Below are 16,901 nucleotides of genomic sequence, written 5' to 3'. Positions count from 1 at the left end.
CACATGACGGGCCGCTCATTCCGGCGGGGTCAGGTTGGTTTCGTCCTGCGGCAGCGTCTTGAAGATCGGCCATTCGCGCATGTCGCCGCCACTGCGACAACGACGCGAGGTCAGTTCGGTTTCGCCGCGCAGCACGGTCAGACCACCATAGTAGAATTCGCCGGTGCTGCTTTCCTCGGTCGTCCCCAGGCTGGGCGCCGACCAGTGGGCGTAGACGACATAATTATACGCGCCGCTGACGAAGCGCAGCGTCTGGTCCTCGGCACGCGCATAGAGGGTGCGGTGATAGAAGACGCGGTTGCCCGGCGCATCGGCGACGATGCTGAGTTCAGTCCTCGCCTTCGTGCCATAACGATAGACGAGTGCATCGCCCTGCTGTGTCACCGTCAGCTGCTTGGCGCCGAAACTGCACGCGAAGACGGGTTCGGGCGTTGCCGCGAGCGCCAGCGCGAGCAGGATACTCACGGATAGCTGACCGTCTTCGGCACTTCGGGGATCGGGATAAACTCCTCGTTGTCGCCGGGAACGAGCGGGAATTTGCGTTCTTTCCAGTCGTGCTTCGCCTGATTGATGCGATCGCGGCTGGAACTCACGAAATTCCACCAGACGTGGCGCGGCGTCTTGAACGCCTCGCCGCCGAGCAGCATCACGCGCGCGTCGGTCGTGGCGCGCAGCGTCATCGCCTGCCCCGGCTTCAATATATAGAGGCTGTAACGGTCGAGCGCCTCGCCATCGAGACTGGCGTCGCCGAGCGCTACCAGCACCGCGCGCTCATCGGCTTCGGCCTCGATCGGGATCGACGCGCCGGCGTTCATCAATATGTCGGCATAGATGGTCGCGGCATGCTGCGTGATCGGCGACGTCGCCCCCCACAGGCTGCCCATAATCACGCGCGCCGATACACCCCCATCCTCGATCAACGGCAGGTCGTCCTTCGCGACATGTTCGAACGCCGCATCGATCTCTTCCTTGCCATCGGGCAGCGCGAGCCAGGTCTGCATTCCCGAAATGCCCGATCCGGTCGCGCGCTCTGCGGCGGGGGTGCGCTCCGAATGGACGATGCCGCTGCCCGCGGTCATCAGATTGCACGCCCCCGGTCGGATCGTCGCGAGGGTGCCAAGGCTGTCGCGATGGTCGATCGCGCCTTCGAACAGATAGGTGACCGTCGCGAGATTGATATGCGGGTGCGGACGCACGTCCATGCCGCGCCCGATGTCGAAATGCGCAGGACCGAACTGGTCGACGAAGATGAACGGGCCGACCATCGTCCGCGCCTTGTTCGGCAGCGTCCGGCGCACTTCGAAAGCGCCGAGATCATGGGTCGAGGGGGTGATGATGTCCATGGTCAGTCCAGTCTTTCCAGCGCTTTGCGCGTCTTTTCACTTTCGACATTGCCGGTGTTGAGCGTCGAATTGGGTTCGAGCAGCAGCACCTGACATTCGCCGTCCAGCGCCTCGGGGCAATGTTCGGTGCCGTGCGGTACGATGATGAATTCGCCGGGTTCGACGACCACGTCGCCGGTGCGCAGCCCCATCCTCATCCGCCCCGCGACGACGAGGAACAATTCATCCTCATGATCATGATGATGCCAGTCGAACTTGCCGTCGAACTTCACCAGCTTGACCTGGAAATTGTTGATGTCGCCCGCGACGCGGGGGTTCCAGTGATCGTGGAAGGTCGCGAAGGCGGCGGCGAGGTTGACCTTGTCCGGCATCGTCATTCTCCCGGTGCGGTCGCCTTGATCGCGAGCGCGTGGACGCGCTGCCCCGGCAGGTCGCCGAGCGCCTTGTTCACCGCGCGTTGCCGCGCGACACGGTTCAGGTCGGCAAAGCCCGCCCATTCGATCGTCAGGCTGAAGTGCGATTCGCCGCTGCCGTCGTCGCCGGCGTGGCCATGATGGCTGGCGCTGTCGTTGTTCAGGGTGAAGTTTGCGTCGGGAAAGGCTGCACGAAGCAGGCTTTCCATTTCTTGCTGTGCGGGACCTTTGTTGCTCATGGGGTTGACCATAAGCGCTTCGTCGCCAAATTATAAGGCCTCCCCGAAGTCAGATTCCCCGATTCCGAAAGCCTGTTTTGCCGTCTCCGTCCCGCCCCTCCCGTTTTCACGGCCGCGTTCCCCGTGAGGAATCCTGCGCTGCGCCCGGATGCCGCGAGCCGGGCGAATTTCGCGCGCCGATGTCGTGGACGCGATCGCCCGACGGGCCGCCGCAATATCGCTGGCTCTGCCTCGACCATGTGCGCGAATTCAACGCGGGTTACAATTTCTTCGAAGGCATGAGCGCCGACCAGATCATCGAAGCGCAGTCGCCGACCGCGGGCTGGGAAACCGAAAGCCGTACGTTCCGCGCCGCAGGCAGCGCCGACCTGCCGCCGCGCTGGGCCGATTTCAGGGATCCGATCGACGCGCTCGGCGCCCGGTTCCGCCAGCGGATGGACGAAGCGCGGCGCGAAGCGGCAAACCCCGGCCTGTCGCGCGAGGAACATGCCGCGATGCAATTGCTCGCCCTGCCCGCCGATGCCGACCGCGCGGCGCTGCGGCGGCGTTACAGCGAGCTCGTTCGGCGCTATCATCCCGACCGCAACGGCGGCGACCGCAGTTTCGAGTCGCGGCTGGGCGAAGTCGTCGCGGCGTACCAGCTGCTCCGCAAGACAAAGTCGTTCGCATAGGGAGACGTGCGATGACCGACCTGAACGAGACAAGAATCGACGTGGTCCGCCGCCACATGGCGCTGGAAATTACGCACGACTGGGACGGCGTGATCGCGACCTTTGACCATCCGCGATATGAATTGCTGGGTCCGGGAACGGTCTTCGATGGCGAGACCGCAGTGCGATCCTATTTTGCCGCGTCGCGCGAACCCTTTCCGGATCAGGCGAACGAAGTCATTGCGATCGCCGCCGACACAGCGACCGACACGGTGCTGGTCGAATTCTGGCTCACTGGCACACATCTCGGCCCGCTGAAGCTTGGACCGCGCACGATCGAGCCTACCGGCAAGGCGTTCCGCATTCGTATGGCCGCCAGTTTCGAATTTGCGCCCGGCAGCGACAAGATCGTCTGCGAACGGCCCTATTACGACCAGTCGGCCGTGATGAAGGCGCTCGGCCTGCTCTGAAAAGGCGTTGCAAGCCGCAACCCATGGCGATACCGCGACGGCGAAGCGCCGGGGAACCGGCGACTCTCCCCTTATCGTTTCGCTGGACCTTGTGACATGACCGATATCCCGAACAGCCTTCCCGACCATCACGGATCGACGCTCCTTTCGGCGCCCGATGTCGAGATCGATGCGCGCGAGGTGTTCGGGGTCAACATCGACATGAAGGTTCCCGCGTTCAGCGAAGCCGACGAACGCGTTCCCGACCTCGATCCCGCCTATGTCTTTGACGGCGACACGACGCTCGCGATCCTCGCGGGCTTCAAATATAATCGCCGCGTGATGGTGCAGGGCTATCATGGCACCGGCAAATCGACGCATATCGAACAGGTTGCGGCGCGCCTCAAATGGCCGTGCATCCGCGTCAATCTCGACGCGCATATCAGCCGCATCGACCTGGTCGGCCGCGACGCGATCGTTCTGCGTGACGGCCAGCAGGTCACCGAATTTCGCGAAGGGCTGCTCCCCTGGGCGCTGCAAACCCCGACCGCGCTCGTCTTCGACGAATATGACGCCGGCCGCCCCGACGTGATGTTCGTGATCCAGCGCGTGCTGGAGACCGAGGGCAAGCTGACCCTGCTCGACCAGAACCGGGTGATCCGCCCGAACCCCTATTTCCGCCTGTTTTCGACCGCCAACACCGTCGGGCTCGGCGATACGAGCGGTCTCTATCACGGCACGCAGCAGATCAACCAGGGCCAGATGGACCGCTGGAACATCGTCGTCACGCTGAACTATCTGCCCGCCGCGACTGAAAGCGCGATCATTCTTGCGAAGGTGCCGGACACCAACGACACGACCGTCGCCAATATGGTCAAGGTCGCCGACCTGACGCGTCAGGGCTTTATCAACGGGGATATCTCGACCGTAATGTCGCCGCGCACGGTGATCAGCTGGGCGCAGAATACCGCGATATTCAACAATATCGGCTTCGCTTTCCGCCTGACCTTCCTCAACAAATGCGACGAGGCCGAGCGGATGATCGTCGCCGAATATTATCAGCGCGTGTTCGGCGAAGACCTGCCCGAAAGCGTGGTCGGAAAGTGATGTCGATGCGCCGCCTGCCGGTGGCGTGCGCGGCATTGGCCCTGTCGGGTTGCAGCATCGCGGCGGTCGATTATGGCCCGGTCCGCCACGCCGACTATGTCGCCGACCCGCGCTGCGCCGCGCAGCCGGGCGCAACGGTGGACGGCGAAGCGATGCCCTATTTCTTCGCGACGAGCCGCCTGCCCGATTGCCGCACCGACGACATCGTCCTGCTCCGCCATCGCGGCGACAAGATTCGCTATGGCCATTTTGCTGCCCCGCGCGAAATCGAAGTCGGCAAGAAGAAGAAGCTGCGCACCCCGATGGCGTTTCAGGAATCGGGCGACTGGTGGAAAGCCTTGCAGGCCGAAACCGACAAAAGACAGGGCCGCGTCCTGCTCTACGTCCATGGCTATCGCGAGACGTTCGAGACGACTTCGAAGGATGCGGCGCAGATCGCGCGGATGACGGGCTTTACCGGGCCGGTGATCGAATATAGCTGGCCGTCTCAGGGCGAAGTGCTGAGCTATGCCGTCGACGAAACCAACATGTATCACGACGTCCGCAATTTCCGCGATTTCCTGAAAACACTTGCGGAACGGCCATGGGTCAAGGAAATCGTCGTCGTGTCGCACTCGCTGGGCGCGCGGCTGGTGATCCCCGCCATCGCCTATGTCGACCGCACGTCGAGTAGTGCCGACAGCAGCAATATTTCCAATGTGATCCTCGCTTCGCCCGATATCGATCGTGAAACCTTCGAGCGCGATATCGAGGAGGAAGTGCTGTCGGCGCGGCGCGTCGCGAACAATCGGCGGATCACCGTTTATGTGTCGCACGCCGACAAGGCGCTCGCGGCATCGCGCGCGCTGCACGGCTACCCGCGCCTTGGTTCGCCCTATTGCTTCAACCCCTTCGAGGCCGCGGATCTTAAGGCCAAGGGACTGCCGGTCCGCTGCTATGCCACCGCGGTTTCGGGGTTGACTATAGTCGACACCACCGATGTTTCGCGGACGACCACGGGCCATAGCAATTTCCTGCGCAGCGCGGTCGCGTGCCGCGATTTCGTCGATGTCGTCGCGGGCAAGCGGACACGGCCCGAGCGCACGGCGACGCAGCTCGCGCATGTCTTCAGGCTGCTCCCCGATCCGGCCGACCCGAAGCCCGACGATGCGGCGATTTGCAACCGCATTCCCGAAGTGCCAGCGCCCTAAAAGCCGCACATGATCGCAAAGTTGGTGAGCCAGACGACCGGCCCCTCGCCCGTCCACAGCCACAGTCCGCCGGCCGCGATCAGACCGAACAGCGCCAGCGCGATCCCGTCCTGCCGCGCAAGCCTCATGCCGGCTGCAGCCGTTTGACGGGCGCGTCGCCGATCGGCAGGTGGACGAGCCCCGCGAACAGCCCGAGCGCGATCGAGAAGCCCCACGCGATATTATAGCTGCCGGTCGCGTCGAATATCAGGCCGGCCGTATAGGCGCCGAAGAAGCTGCCGAGCTGGTGGCTCAGGAACACGATGCCATAGAGCATCGAGAGATGACGGATGCCGAAGATGCGCCCGACGATCCCGCTGGTCAGCGGCACCGTGCCCAACCATAAAAAGCCCATCGCGCCGGCAAAGACGAGCGCGCTCGCGTGACTCAATGGCAGGAACAGGAAAAGCGCGATGACCGCCGAGCGCGCGGTGTAGAGCGCAGAGAGTATATATTTCTGCCGCAGGAAATCGCCCGCACGTCCGAACACATATGAGCCAAGAATATTGAACAGCCCGACGAGCGCAAGCACCTGTGCCCCGATTTCGATGCCGAGGCCCTTGTCGTCGAGATAGGCCGGAAGATGCGTCGCGATGAAGGCGATGTGAAAGCCGCAGACGAAAAATCCCGCGTTCAGCAGCCAATAGCCGCGATGCACGGCCGCTTCGTGCAAGGCTTCGCGCGCCGTCTGTTCTTCGATCGCGAGCGTCCCGGGCGTATCGGTGCGCCCCGAGACACCGATGGCGAGCAGCCCGCACAGCGCGACGAGGCCAGCCATGATCCACAGCGTGTGATGATAGCCGATATCGCCGAGCAGCATCGACGCCAGCGGCACGACGAGGAACTGGCCGAGCGAGCCGCCTGCGGTGACGATCCCGAACGCGCTGCTGCGCTTTTCGGGGCTGACGACGCGGCCAACCGCGCCGAGCACGACGACGAAGGTCGTTGCCGACTGCGCCATGCCGATCAGCAGGCCAAAGCTGATATGCAACCCGATCGCATCGGTCGCAAACGCCGCGCCGATCAATCCGAGCGCATAGAGCAGCGCGCCGCCGAGCACGACGCGCCCTGCGCCATGCTTGTCGGCAAGCGCCCCGACGAAAGGCTGGACGAGGCCGAAGAGCAGGTTCTGGAGCGCCATCGCGAGGCCGAAGTCCGAGCGGCTGATGCCGATATCGACGCTCATCTGCGGCAAGAACAGGCCGAACGACTGGCGCACGCCCATCGCCAGCGTGACGATGAACGCTGCGCAGGCGATGACGACCCACGGCTTTTTCATGGGAGATATGATGGGGGAGGACATATGCGGCGGATGCTCTTCCGGCTGCGAGAGGTCAAGCGAGCTTCGCTATCGCGCCATTCATCCCCTCTTTCGTCACCCGGATCACGTCCGGGGCGACGATTGAAAAGGGCCGCGCGACACTCTATCCTTCAACGGCAAAAGCTGGTTAGAGCCGACTCGAAATGTCTTCCCAATCTCCCCTCGACGATTTCAAGGCCGCGCTGTCGAGCGTCGCGCGCGCGGTGACCCGCGATGCCGAGGTCGAGGTGGGTTTCACCGCGGACGCGCCAGCGCAGATCGGCAAGGCGATCAAGGTGCCGACCCCGTCGCGCACCCTGCCCGCCGATCAGGTCGCCGAAGCGCGCGGCTTTGCCGACAGCTATGCGCTGCGCATGAAGCATCACAGCGAGAAATTGCACGCCGCCGCGCGTCCGGCCGAACCGCTCGCCGCCGCCGCGTTCGACGCGATGGAGCGCGCGCGGATCGAGGCGCTCGGCGCGCGGCACATGGACGGGATGCGCAGCAACCTGTCCGCCAGCCTTGCGATGCGGATGCGCAGCGATCCGATCAGCCGCGCGCAAGGCCGCGAGGATGTGCCGATTTCGAGCGCGCTCGAGCTGATGCTGCGCGAGGCGCTGACCGGCGAGCAGGCGCCGCAGGGCACCGAGACGGGCCTGTCGCTGGTACGCGAATGGATCAACAATGAGGCGGGCGGCGATTTGACCGCGCTGTCGATGTTGCTCGACGATCAGACCGCCTTTGCCGAAACCGCGAAGCTGGCGCTGCGACACCTCGACCTGATCCAGAGCGACGAGCCGATGGAAGAAGGCGCCGAGGACGGCGGCGAGGAAGACGAATCCGAGGCCGATGAAAGCCAGGAAGAACAGGATAGCGAGGACGGCGGCGCCGGCGAATCGCAGGTCGATGCGCGCGCCGAAATGGCAGGCGACCAGGCTGACGACGGCGACAGCGACCCCGATGCGCAGGAAATGGAGGCCGACGGCGAACCCGAAATGGGCGGCGAAGGCGACGAGGGCATGTTGCCCGTGCGCCCCAACCGCCTGCCGAGCGACATCCCCGATTTCAACTATCTGCGCTTCACCGAAAAGCATGATGAGATCATCCTCGCGACCGAGCTGTGCGATGCCGACGAGCTGACGCGGCTGCGCGCCTATCTCGACACGCAGATGCAGCATCTGCAGGGCGCGGTGACCAAGCTCGCCAACCGCCTCCAGCGCCGCCTGATGGCGCAGCAGAATCGCGCGTGGGATTTCGATCAGGAAGAAGGCCAGCTCGACGCTGCACGGCTTGCGCGCGTTATCGTGTCGCCTGGCCAGTCGCTGTCGTACAAGATCGAGCGCGATACCGATTTCCGCGACACCGTCGTGACCTTGCTGATCGACAATAGCGGGTCGATGCGCGGGCGGCCGATCAGCATCGCCGCGATCAGCGCCGACATCCTTGCGCGCACGCTCGAGCGCTGCGGCGTGAAGACCGAGATCCTGGGTTTCACGACGCGGACGTGGAAGGGCGGACAGAGCCGCGAGGACTGGCTAGCCGCCGGCCGCCCCGCGCATCCCGGTCGTCTTAACGACCTGCGCCACATCATCTACAAGCCCGCGGACGAACCCTATCGCCGCGCGCGCAAGTCGCTCGGGCTGATGATGCGCGAAGGGCTGCTGAAAGAAAATATCGACGGCGAGGCGCTGACATGGGCGCACAGCCGCATCATCGGCCGTCCCGAGGAACGCAAGATATTGATGGTGATCTCCGACGGCGCGCCGGTCGACGACAGCACGCTATCGGTCAATCACGGCGCCTATCTGGACCAGCATCTGCGTCAGGTGATCGACTGGATCGAGAATCGCTCGCCCGTCGAACTGTGCGCGATCGGCATCGGGCACGATGTCACGCGCTATTATAGCCGCGCGGTGACGATCATGGACGCCGAACAATTGGGTGGCACAATGGTCGAACAGCTCGCGGGATTGTTCGACATCGACTGATCCTGAAGCGGTCGGGGTGACAAGCCCTTTGCCCCTCGTTACAAACCCTTCCCGGTGCAGCAGGGACTCGCGGCCTGACGACGAGAGCCGTTGCACCGACATTATGCTGAGGGGTCGCCGGCATGACTTGGGGCCGCACCGATGGGGTGCGTGGCTGAGGGGGCGACTACGCATGAAAAAAGCATCCGACCTGTTCATCGAATGTCTGGAAGAAGAAGGCGTCGAATATATTTTCGGCGTTCCGGGCGAAGAGAATCTGGATTTCCTCGACAGCCTGTCGCGCTCGACCAAGATCAAGCTGATCCTGACGCGGCACGAACAGGGCGCGGGCTTCATGGCAGCGACCTATGGTCGTCATACCGGCAAGACCGGGGTGTGCCTTGCGACATTGGGGCCCGGCGCGACCAATTTCGTCACCGCGGCCGCCTATGCGCAGCTGGGCGGGATGCCGATGATGATGATCACGGGTCAGAAACCGATCAAGAAATCGAAGCAGGGCCGCTTCCAGATCCTCGACGTCGTCGCGATGATGGGACCGATCACCAAATTCACGCACCAGATGGCCTCGTCGGACAATATTCCGAGCCGCGTGCGCGAAGCCTTTCGCCTTGCCGAGGAGGAAAAGCCCGGCGCGGTGCATATCGAGCTGCCCGAGGATATCGCCGACGAGCATACCGACAGCCTGCCGCTGAAGCGCAGCCATGTCCGCCGGCCGACCGCCGATGTGAAATCGATCCGCGAGGCGGTGAAGGCGCTCGAGGAAGCGACCTCGCCCGTCCTCGTCATCGGCGCGGGCGCGAACCGCACGATGACCGGCCGCATGCTGCTGCAGTTCATCGAAAAGACCGGAATCCCCTTTCTGACCACACAGCTCGGCAAGGGCGTGATCGACGAACGCCATCCGAAATTCCTCGGCTGCGCAGCGCTGTCGTCGGGCGATTTCGTCCACCGCGCGGTCGAAGCATCGGACTGCATCGTCAACCTTGGCCATGACGTGATCGAGAAGCCGCCCTTCTTCATGCAGCGCGGCGGCCCGACCGTGATCCATGTGTCGAGCAAGACCGCCGAAGTCGATCCGGTCTATTTCCCCGATATCGAGGTGATCGGCGACATCGCCAATGCCGTTTGGCAGATAAAAGAGGACATCGTCCCGAACGGGAGCTGGAAGTTCGACCATCTGCTCGCCTATCGCAAGGGCGAGGTCGACCATACCGCGCCGCTGGCCAAGGACGCGCGCTTCCCGATTTTCCCGCCGCATCTGGTTCAGTCGGTCCGCGATGCGATGCCCGACGACGGGATCATCTGCCTCGACAATGGCGTCTATAAAATCTGGTTCGCGCGCGGTTATACGGCTTATCGCCCGAACACTGTGCTGCTCGACAATGCGCTCGCGACGATGGGCGCGGGGCTGCCCAGCGCGATGATGTCGGCGATGGTGTATCCGGGGCGCAAGGTCATGGCGATCTGCGGCGACGGCGGTTTCATGATGAACAGCCAGGAGATGGAGACCGCGGTTCGCCTCGGGCTCAACATCACCGTGCTGATTCTCAACGACAACAGCTATGGCATGATCCGCTGGAAACAGGCGAACATGGGCTTCAAGGATTGGGGGCTGACCTATGGCAATCCCGATTTCGTCAAATATGCCGAGGCCTATGGCGCGCATGGACATCGCGTCGAGAGCGCGGCGCATCTGAAGGAATTGCTGGCCCACACGCGTGATACGCCCGGCGTGCATCTGATCGACTGCCCGGTCGATTATTCGGAGAATGACCAGATTTTGAATAACGATATCAAGCGGCTGTCGAAGGAGCTGTAATCTTTGAAATCTCTACCCCGGCGAAAGCCGGGGTCCTATATCCCGCACTGGGTCCCGGCTTTCGCCGGGATACGGAGACCGGCCGCATGAAACTCAAAGACGTCTATCCGCTCTATCTCAACAACAAGGCGGTTCAGCCGAACACCGATCTCGAGGTGATCGACAAGTTCACCGGCGAGGTCGCGTTTCGCACCGCGCTCGCGACACCCGACGTCATCGACGAGGCGATCGCGGGCGCGGTGCGGGCGGCCGAGCCGATGGCGCGGCTCGCGAGTTTCGAGAAGCGCGACGTGCTCACCCATTGCGTCGGGCGGTTTCAGGAGCGGTTCGACGAACTCGCTTATGCCTTGTGCGTCGAGGCGGGCAAGCCGATTGCCGACAGCGAGGGCGAAGTCACCCGCCTGATCGACACCTTCCGCATCGCCGCCGAGGAAGCGACGCGCAATTATGGCGAGGTCCAGCCGCTCGATATTTCGGCGCGGGCAAAGGGCTATATGGGGATGTGGAAGCGCGTGCCGATCGGGCCGTGCAGCTTCATCTCGCCGTTCAATTTCCCGCTCAACCTCGCCGCGCACAAGATCGCACCGGCCATCGCAATCGGCTGTCCTTTCGTGATGAAACCCGCGTCGATGACGCCGCTGGGCGCTATCATCATGGGCGAGGTGCTCGCCGAGTGCGATATCCTGCCCGAGGGCGCGTTCAGCATCCTGCCCGCGAGCCGCGCGGGCGCCGACCTGTTTACCACCGATGAGCGGCTGAAATTGCTGTCCTTCACCGGCTCGCCTGGCGTCGGCTGGGATCTGAAGGGCAAGGCGGGCAAGAAGAAGGTCGTGCTTGAGCTGGGCGGTAATGCCGCGGTGGTCGTCGACAAGGACGCGGACCTCGACCATGCGCTCGCGCGCATCATCTTCGGCGGCTATTATCAGTCGGGGCAGAGCTGCATCCATGTCCAGCGCGTGATCATCCACGAGGATATCTACGACAAATTCCGCGACATGCTGACCGCGAAGGTCAAGACGCTGAAATCGGGCGATCCGAAGCTGCGCGACACCTTCATCGGCCCGATGATTTCGGTCAAGGAAGCGCAGCGACTGAAAGGCTGGATCGACGATGCGGTCGCCGCGGGCGCGACCTTGCTCGCGGGCGGCGGCTGCGAGGGCAATATGATGGAAGCCGCGCTGCTGGAAAATGTACCCGCGGGCAGCGATGTCGTCGTCGAGGAAGCGTTCGGGCCCGTCGTGGTGCTGTCGAAGTTCGCCAAATGGGACGATGCGCTGGCCGAGGTCAACGACAGCAAGTTCGGCCTGCAGGCGGGGCTGTTCACCAGCGACATCCAGAAGGTGCTCGAAGCGTGGGATCATCTCGACGTCGGTGGCATCGTCGTCAATGACGTGTCCTCCTACCGCGTCGACAACATGCCCTATGGCGGGGTGAAGGACAGCGGGCTCGGCCGCGAAGGCGTACGCTTTGCGATCGAAGATATGAGCGAAATCCGTAATTTGGTGATCCGGCGGACCTGATCCTCCCTGTGCCGCAGGCATGGGGAGGGGGCAGCGCGAGGCACTGACGGAGGGGCTGTCGCGCCGCTGTTCCCGCCCCTCCACCACCGCCTGCGGCGGCGTCCCCCCCTTCCCGTCGCTTCGCGACAGGGCGGATATGAATGCCCAACGTCACCAAACCGCCTTCAAACCGTCGTCAAACCGACGCGGCTTTGAATCGCACAGTGTAACAAATCTCCTGTCTAGGCCGTGGGCAGCCCAAAGCTGCTTACGGAGTGTGACATGGCATCGATTTCGACCCTGCCCATCCCCGCCCGCTTTCCCGATCCCTTCGCCACCGATCCGCATGTTCCCGAACGGTTGATCGGCGAGCGGCGGAGCTATCGCACGGTGTGGGTCAGTGACATCCATTTGGGTACGCGCGGGTGCAACGCCGCAATGCTGATCGATTTCTTCGACCATGTCGATTGCGAGACGCTTTACCTCGTCGGCGACATCATCGACGGCTGGCGGCTCAAGAAGCGGCATTTCTGGCCGCCCGAGCATAATGACGTCGTCTGGCGGGTGCTCAAGCGCGCGAAGCGTGGCACGCGCGTCGTCTATGTCCCCGGCAACCATGACGAGATGTGCAAGCCGTTCGACGGCTTCGATTTTGGCGGGGTCGAGATCCGCCGCGAAGCGATCCACGAGACCGCCGACGGCCGCCGGCTGCTGGTCGTCCATGGCGACGAGTTCGACGCGGTGATGCTCGCGCACCGCTGGCTCGCCTTCGTCGGCGACGCCGCCTACACCGCGCTGATGAAGTGCAATGTGGTCGTGAACCGCATCCGCAGCGCCTTCGGCCTCCCCTATTGGTCGCTGTCGATGGTCGCCAAGCACAAGGTGAAAAACGCCGTCCAGTTCATCGGGCGTTACGAGGAAGTCGTCGCGCATGCCGCGCGCTCGCGCGGGGTCGATGGTGTCGTGTGCGGCCATATCCACAGCGCCGAAATGCGCGAGATCGAGGGCACCGAATATTACAACGACGGCGACTGGGTCGAAGGCTGCACCGCGCTGGTCGAACATCATGACGGCACGATGGAAATACTTCACTGGGCCGAAGAGGTCGCGGCGCGTTCGGTCCCCGCGACGCTCCGACTCCCTGCTCCGGCGCGTGCCGCATGAGGATCCTCATCGTCAGCGACGCGTGGGAGCCGCAGGTCAACGGCGTCGTCCGCACGCTGCAGGCGACGATCGCCGAGCTGCACGCCGCGGGACATGTGGTCGGGATGGTGTCGCCCGACCTGTTTCGGTCGGTGCCGTGCCCCTCCTATCCCGAAATCCGCCTTGCCTTCGCCGGCTGGCGCACGGTCGGGCGACATATCCGCGCCTTTGGACCGCAGGCGATCCATATTTCGACCGAGGGTCCGCTGGGTATCGCGGCGCGGCGCTGGTGCATCCGCAACAATTTCCCTTTCACCACCGCGTACCACACACGCTTTCCCGAATATGTCGCGGCGCGGCTGCCCGTTTCGCCCGCGTTCGTCTGGCGCTTCATCCGCTGGTTCCACCGCCCGGCGCGGCACATCATGGTCGCGACGCGCAGCCTTGCCCGCGAACTGGCCGAACAGGGCCTGCCGCAGACGATGATGTGGGAGCGCGGCGTCGATCATGACCTGTTCCGCCCGGACCGCGCACCGCTGCCGGCGTATGCGGGGCTCGCGCGGCCGATCCAGCTTTATGTCGGCCGCGTCGCCGTCGAGAAGAATATCGGCGCCTTCCTCGCTTGCGACCGACCGGGGACAAAAGTCGTCGTCGGCGATGGCCCCGCGCTCGCCGAACTCAAGGCGCAGCACCCGGGCACGCTCTTCCTCGGCAAGCTGGGCGGCGAAACGCTCGCCTCGGCCTATTCAGGCGCCGACGTCTTCGTCTTCCCCAGCCGCACCGACACCTTTGGCCTGGTGGTCATCGAGGCGCTGAGCTGCGGCACGCCGGTTGCCGCCTATCCGGTACCGGGGCCCGGCGACATCGTGACCGACGGCGCGGGCGCGCTCGATGAGGATATCGGCCGGGCGATCGACACGGCGCTGACATGCGATCGCGCCAAGGCAGAAGCGCTGGGCGCGCGGTACAGCTGGGCCAGCTGCACCGCGCAATTCGCAAGGGCGCTGACGTTCGTGGACCCGATAAATAGGGACAGTCCCTATTTAATTGAGTCGATGAACCGGCCGATATCGGCTGTGTCGATTAAATAGGGACTGTCCCTATTTAATCAGAAGGTCTTGCGCCACTCCAGTTCGATATAGCGGCCCAGGGGATCGATATAACCGGGCTGGTAATTGAGCGGCACAATGCCGTTGCCGTCGGTAATCTTGCGCTGGGCGTCGAAGACATTGTCGACCGACAGGCGCAGGCGCGAACCCTTCAGGAAGGGCAGCTTTTCGGTCAGCTTCGCCTTCTGGTTCAGGTCGACGAAGAAGCGCAGGTTGAAGGTCGCAAGGTCGCCGAATTTCAGGTCGCCAGCGCTGCCGCCGGTCACCGTGCTGCCGCTGTCATATTTGGCGCTGAGCCGGACGCCCATGCCCTTGTTGAACAGCCCGCCGTCGAGTTCGAACAGATGCCGGTTGCTGCCGCCGCCATTGCCGGTCGCCGACCCGTTCAAAAGGTCGAGTTCGGGCACGCCGGGACGGATCAGCACTTTGTCGGTCAGCTTGATCGTATGATAGAGCGACACCTGCCAGCGCCCGCCCTGCGGACCGCCGAACATGCCGCCGGGGCCGCCACCGCCGCGACCGCCCATGCGGGGCCCACCACCGCCGCCGCGCTGACGGCCCGCACCGTCGCCCCGTCCGCCACCCTCGCGGGCGCCGGCACCTTCGGGACGTCCGCCACCGGGACCCCCCGCGCCGGGGCCACGCTGCTCCTGCTGACCAAAGCTCTTGCCGAAGTTGAGGCCCCAGCGGATCTGCGAATTTTCGGCGCGATCGAAATTGACCGGGCGCTGGTCGAGCGCGAGCAGCACGCCGTTCGCATCGCGGATCACGCGATCGGGAAAGGCCGCCTCGATTTCGGGGGTGAGCAGCGGCAGGCTGTTCGTCGTATCATAGCTTTTGTTGCTGTTGTAATTGACCGAGAGGTTCAGCCCCTCGATCATCGGCGGCGACCAGTTGAGCCCAAGCTTGAGATCGCGGCGCTGTTCGGCGAGCAGGAAGGGATTGCCCCCCGTCGTCGTCGTGATCTGGACGGTCTGCCCGGTCCTGAAATCATAATAGGTCACGCCATCGGTCGTCAGCGGCGCAGCGCCGAGTTGCTGGATACCGGGCGCCGCCTCATCCTGGTTGAAGCTCGCGATCAGCGACAGATTGTCGGTGACACCCCAGTTGAGATTCGCGCCCCAGCTCTTGAGCGCTGCGAAATCGCTCGGATTCTGGACCTGACCGCTCAGCGTCAACGACACACGGCCGATATTGCCGACCTCATATTCGGGGTCGAGCAATGGCACGGTCAGCGATCCGAACACCCCCGGCAGATCGCGCGCAAGGTCTGTGTTCGTGATGCCGTTGGCATTGTCCGACTGGCTGTCGAAGCGCAGGCCCGAATAGCTGCCCGTCATCGACAAGCGGATCGGTCCCGCCCAGCCTTCGGTCACCGTACCCGACAGGTTGGCGTTGCCGCCGAAGCTCTGCTGGCTGCTTTCGAACCGGTCGCGCACGCCGCTGTTGCGGTCGGTAAAGGTCAGTTGATCGGCGTCCGCATAATTGCCCGAGACCGACCAGCGCCAGTCGCCGAGCATGCCGTTCACGCTCGCCGTGGTGCTGAGATTGCGGCTACGGCTGTCGCGTTCGAGCGGATCGGTGGCGTCGCCGTTACGGGGCCCGAGCCATGACAGGCTGTCGGTCTGGTCAAAGCGCACGTTGATCGAAGCGTCGGTCAGCTTGTTCAGGCTGCGTTGGATCGTCGCGTCGACCGAATATTCGTCGGACGCGCCGAGCAGGCTGCGTGCGGGGGCCTCGGCCGCCTGCGCTGGGTCATCGTAAACAAGGTTCCGCTCGCTTTCGAGCAGCATCGTCTTGTGGTCCCAGCCGGCATTGACGTTGAGACGTCCATTTTTGCCGATCATCAGGAAACTTGGCTGGATTTCGCTCTGGAACCGGCCGCCCTGCGTCGGAATACCGCCTTCGGCCTCGACCGCGACCTGGCGGAAGTTGGGCTTGAGCACCATGTTGACGACGCGCTCATCGGCCGAATAGCCATATTGCAGCGCGACCTCTTCGGGGAAGACCTCGACCTTGGCGATCGCTTCGGGGGGCAGGTTGCGTACCTCGCCGAAACCGCCGATGCGGCGCCCGTTGACGAGGATGATCGGGCGGCCACCGCCGCGCCCGCGGCCCGAGCGCGTCTGCGGCGCGAGCGCGTCGAGCAGTTCGGAGACGTTCGACACGCCATAGCTTGCGATCGCCGCCTCATCGAGCTCGGTTTCGGCCTTGATGTCGGTCTCCAGCTGGCCCGCAAGACGCGGCGCGGTCACGACGATTTCTTCGCCGTCGATATCGTCATAAAGATCGCCGTCATCGGACGCCGTCGGCGCGGGTTCGGCCGGTTGGCCGACGTCCGCCGTCACGGCGACGCTCGCGGACGCCGCGTCGGTTTCCGCCATCGCGGGCCACGCGAGCGCCGCGCTGGCCGTCAGCAAGACCGCGCGCGCGGAAAGGGAGAGGCTGGATATATTCATCGGGGGAGATGCCTTCTATTTTTTGTCTTGGTTTTTCTTTGGCACGGCAGGGGTTAACCCGTCCTGACGTGCGTTTTGACCTGCGGTTCATTTATGTCGCCCAATTGTCGCAACAATGTGTCGAGGCCATGCCAGTTCGACGGGCGGGCCATAT

Annotated in this window: 16 protein-coding genes; 9 read left to right on the top strand and 7 right to left on the bottom strand. The window is 63.9% G+C overall.

What is annotated here, in order from left to right:
* Positions 1-15: 15 nt before the first annotated feature.
* From AC3A43_RS15750 to AC3A43_RS15735, 4 genes are read right to left on the bottom strand one after another with little or no spacing between them, the layout of a single operon-like run.
* Positions 16-465 (bottom strand): hypothetical protein, encoded by a 450-nt coding sequence (locus tag AC3A43_RS15750; protein WP_487793492.1) that lies wholly within the window; start codon positions 463-465, stop codon positions 16-18.
* The gene (locus AC3A43_RS15745) at positions 462-1,343 is read right to left on the bottom strand and encodes a pirin family protein (RefSeq protein WP_487793491.1); all 882 of its coding nucleotides are present in this window, start codon (positions 1,341-1,343) and stop codon (positions 462-464) included. The genes AC3A43_RS15750 and AC3A43_RS15745 overlap by 4 nt, the downstream gene beginning before the upstream one ends.
* 2 nt (positions 1,344-1,345) lie before the next feature.
* Positions 1,346-1,720 carry a cupin domain-containing protein gene (locus AC3A43_RS15740; RefSeq protein ID WP_487793490.1) on the bottom strand — a complete coding sequence of 125 codons (375 nt, stop codon included), beginning with the start codon at positions 1,718-1,720 and terminating at the stop codon, positions 1,346-1,348.
* Entirely contained in the window at positions 1,717-1,995 is a 279-nt protein-coding gene (locus AC3A43_RS15735) for a BolA family protein (RefSeq protein ID WP_487793489.1), read from the bottom strand. The genes AC3A43_RS15740 and AC3A43_RS15735 overlap by 4 nt, the downstream gene beginning before the upstream one ends.
* A gap of 179 nt (positions 1,996-2,174) precedes the next feature.
* Between AC3A43_RS15735 and AC3A43_RS15730 the strand changes: the two genes are divergently transcribed.
* The 4 genes from AC3A43_RS15730 (at position 2,175) to AC3A43_RS15715 (ending at position 5,391) form a co-directional block, all read left to right on the top strand.
* Positions 2,175-2,666 carry a J domain-containing protein gene (locus tag AC3A43_RS15730; RefSeq protein WP_487793488.1) on the top strand — a complete coding sequence of 164 codons (492 nt, stop codon included), beginning with the start codon at positions 2,175-2,177 and terminating at the stop codon, positions 2,664-2,666.
* 11 nt (positions 2,667-2,677) lie between these two features.
* Entirely contained in the window at positions 2,678-3,115 is a 438-nt protein-coding gene (locus AC3A43_RS15725) for an ester cyclase (RefSeq protein WP_487793487.1), read from the top strand.
* A 96-nt stretch (positions 3,116-3,211) separates the two neighbouring features.
* The gene (cobS, locus tag AC3A43_RS15720; protein ID WP_487793486.1) at positions 3,212-4,201 is read left to right on the top strand and encodes a cobaltochelatase subunit CobS; all 990 of its coding nucleotides are present in this window, start codon (positions 3,212-3,214) and stop codon (positions 4,199-4,201) included.
* The gene (locus AC3A43_RS15715) at positions 4,201-5,391 is read left to right on the top strand and encodes an alpha/beta hydrolase (RefSeq protein ID WP_487793485.1); all 1,191 of its coding nucleotides are present in this window, start codon (positions 4,201-4,203) and stop codon (positions 5,389-5,391) included. The genes cobS and AC3A43_RS15715 overlap by 1 nt, the downstream gene beginning before the upstream one ends.
* On the opposite strand, the gene AC3A43_RS15710 is transcribed toward AC3A43_RS15715, so the two are convergent.
* Together AC3A43_RS15710 and AC3A43_RS15705 are read right to left on the bottom strand one after the other, a co-directional pair.
* A complete protein-coding gene (locus tag AC3A43_RS15710; RefSeq protein ID WP_487793484.1) occupies positions 5,388-5,519 on the bottom strand; it encodes a hypothetical protein in 132 nt (43 codons plus the stop codon). The two genes, AC3A43_RS15715 and AC3A43_RS15710, sit on opposite strands and share 4 nt — an antisense overlap.
* Positions 5,516-6,709, bottom strand: a complete 1,194-nt coding sequence (locus tag AC3A43_RS15705) for an MFS transporter (RefSeq protein WP_487793483.1) — start codon at positions 6,707-6,709, stop codon at positions 5,516-5,518. Before AC3A43_RS15705 ends, AC3A43_RS15710 begins: the two co-directional genes overlap by 4 nt.
* A 185-nt stretch (positions 6,710-6,894) precedes the next feature.
* Here AC3A43_RS15705 and cobT point away from each other — a divergent pair, with 185 nt between their 5' ends.
* From cobT to AC3A43_RS15680, 5 genes are all read left to right on the top strand, one after another.
* Positions 6,895-8,718, top strand: coding sequence for a cobaltochelatase subunit CobT (cobT, locus tag AC3A43_RS15700; RefSeq protein ID WP_487793482.1), 1,824 nt, complete (start codon positions 6,895-6,897; stop codon positions 8,716-8,718).
* 172 nt (positions 8,719-8,890) lie between these two features.
* Complete coding sequence (locus AC3A43_RS15695) at positions 8,891-10,537, top strand: acetolactate synthase large subunit (protein ID WP_487793481.1); 1,647 nt, start codon at positions 8,891-8,893, stop codon at positions 10,535-10,537.
* An 86-nt stretch (positions 10,538-10,623) separates the two neighbouring features.
* On the top strand, positions 10,624-12,057 hold the full coding sequence (locus tag AC3A43_RS15690) for an aldehyde dehydrogenase family protein (protein WP_487793480.1): 1,434 nt from the start codon (positions 10,624-10,626) through the stop codon (positions 12,055-12,057).
* Between the two features lie 261 nt (positions 12,058-12,318).
* On the top strand, positions 12,319-13,200 hold the full coding sequence (locus AC3A43_RS15685; RefSeq protein ID WP_487793479.1) for a UDP-2,3-diacylglucosamine diphosphatase: 882 nt from the start codon (positions 12,319-12,321) through the stop codon (positions 13,198-13,200).
* Positions 13,197-14,270 carry a glycosyltransferase family 4 protein gene (locus AC3A43_RS15680; RefSeq protein ID WP_487793478.1) on the top strand — a complete coding sequence of 358 codons (1,074 nt, stop codon included), beginning with the start codon at positions 13,197-13,199 and terminating at the stop codon, positions 14,268-14,270. The genes AC3A43_RS15685 and AC3A43_RS15680 overlap by 4 nt, the downstream gene beginning before the upstream one ends.
* Before the next feature lie 17 nt (positions 14,271-14,287).
* On the opposite strand, the gene AC3A43_RS15675 is transcribed toward AC3A43_RS15680, so the two are convergent.
* A complete protein-coding gene (locus tag AC3A43_RS15675) occupies positions 14,288-16,747 on the bottom strand; it encodes a TonB-dependent receptor plug domain-containing protein (protein ID WP_487793477.1) in 2,460 nt (819 codons plus the stop codon).
* Between the last annotated feature and the right edge of the window lie 154 nt (positions 16,748-16,901).

It is taken from the genome of Sphingopyxis sp. Soil_C_28, assembly GCF_057657055.1.
This window is presented reverse-complemented; position numbering and strand designations above follow the sequence as displayed.

What these genes read in the sequence shown, in the direction of transcription:
- AC3A43_RS15745 (WP_487793491.1), bottom strand. Translation starts at nt 1,343, where the DNA reads ATGGACATCATCACCCCCTCGACCCATGATCTCGGCGCTTTCGAAGTG.
- AC3A43_RS15740 (WP_487793490.1), bottom strand. Translation starts at nt 1,720, where the DNA reads ATGACGATGCCGGACAAGGTCAACCTCGCCGCCGCCTTCGCGACCTTC.
- AC3A43_RS15735 (WP_487793489.1), bottom strand. Translation starts at nt 1,995, where the DNA reads ATGAGCAACAAAGGTCCCGCACAGCAAGAAATGGAAAGCCTGCTTCGT.
- AC3A43_RS15730 (WP_487793488.1), top strand. Translation starts at nt 2,175, where the DNA reads ATGTCGTGGACGCGATCGCCCGACGGGCCGCCGCAATATCGCTGGCTC.
- AC3A43_RS15725 (WP_487793487.1), top strand. Translation starts at nt 2,678, where the DNA reads ATGACCGACCTGAACGAGACAAGAATCGACGTGGTCCGCCGCCACATG.
- cobS (WP_487793486.1), top strand. Translation starts at nt 3,212, where the DNA reads ATGACCGATATCCCGAACAGCCTTCCCGACCATCACGGATCGACGCTC.
- AC3A43_RS15715 (WP_487793485.1), top strand. Translation starts at nt 4,201, where the DNA reads ATGTCGATGCGCCGCCTGCCGGTGGCGTGCGCGGCATTGGCCCTGTCG.
- AC3A43_RS15710 (WP_487793484.1), bottom strand. Translation starts at nt 5,519, where the DNA reads ATGAGGCTTGCGCGGCAGGACGGGATCGCGCTGGCGCTGTTCGGTCTG.
- AC3A43_RS15705 (WP_487793483.1), bottom strand. Translation starts at nt 6,709, where the DNA reads ATGAAAAAGCCGTGGGTCGTCATCGCCTGCGCAGCGTTCATCGTCACG.
- cobT (WP_487793482.1), top strand. Translation starts at nt 6,895, where the DNA reads ATGTCTTCCCAATCTCCCCTCGACGATTTCAAGGCCGCGCTGTCGAGC.
- AC3A43_RS15695 (WP_487793481.1), top strand. Translation starts at nt 8,891, where the DNA reads ATGAAAAAAGCATCCGACCTGTTCATCGAATGTCTGGAAGAAGAAGGC.
- AC3A43_RS15690 (WP_487793480.1), top strand. Translation starts at nt 10,624, where the DNA reads ATGAAACTCAAAGACGTCTATCCGCTCTATCTCAACAACAAGGCGGTT.
- AC3A43_RS15685 (WP_487793479.1), top strand. Translation starts at nt 12,319, where the DNA reads ATGGCATCGATTTCGACCCTGCCCATCCCCGCCCGCTTTCCCGATCCC.
- AC3A43_RS15680 (WP_487793478.1), top strand. Translation starts at nt 13,197, where the DNA reads ATGAGGATCCTCATCGTCAGCGACGCGTGGGAGCCGCAGGTCAACGGC.
- AC3A43_RS15675 (WP_487793477.1), bottom strand. Translation starts at nt 16,747, where the DNA reads ATGAATATATCCAGCCTCTCCCTTTCCGCGCGCGCGGTCTTGCTGACG.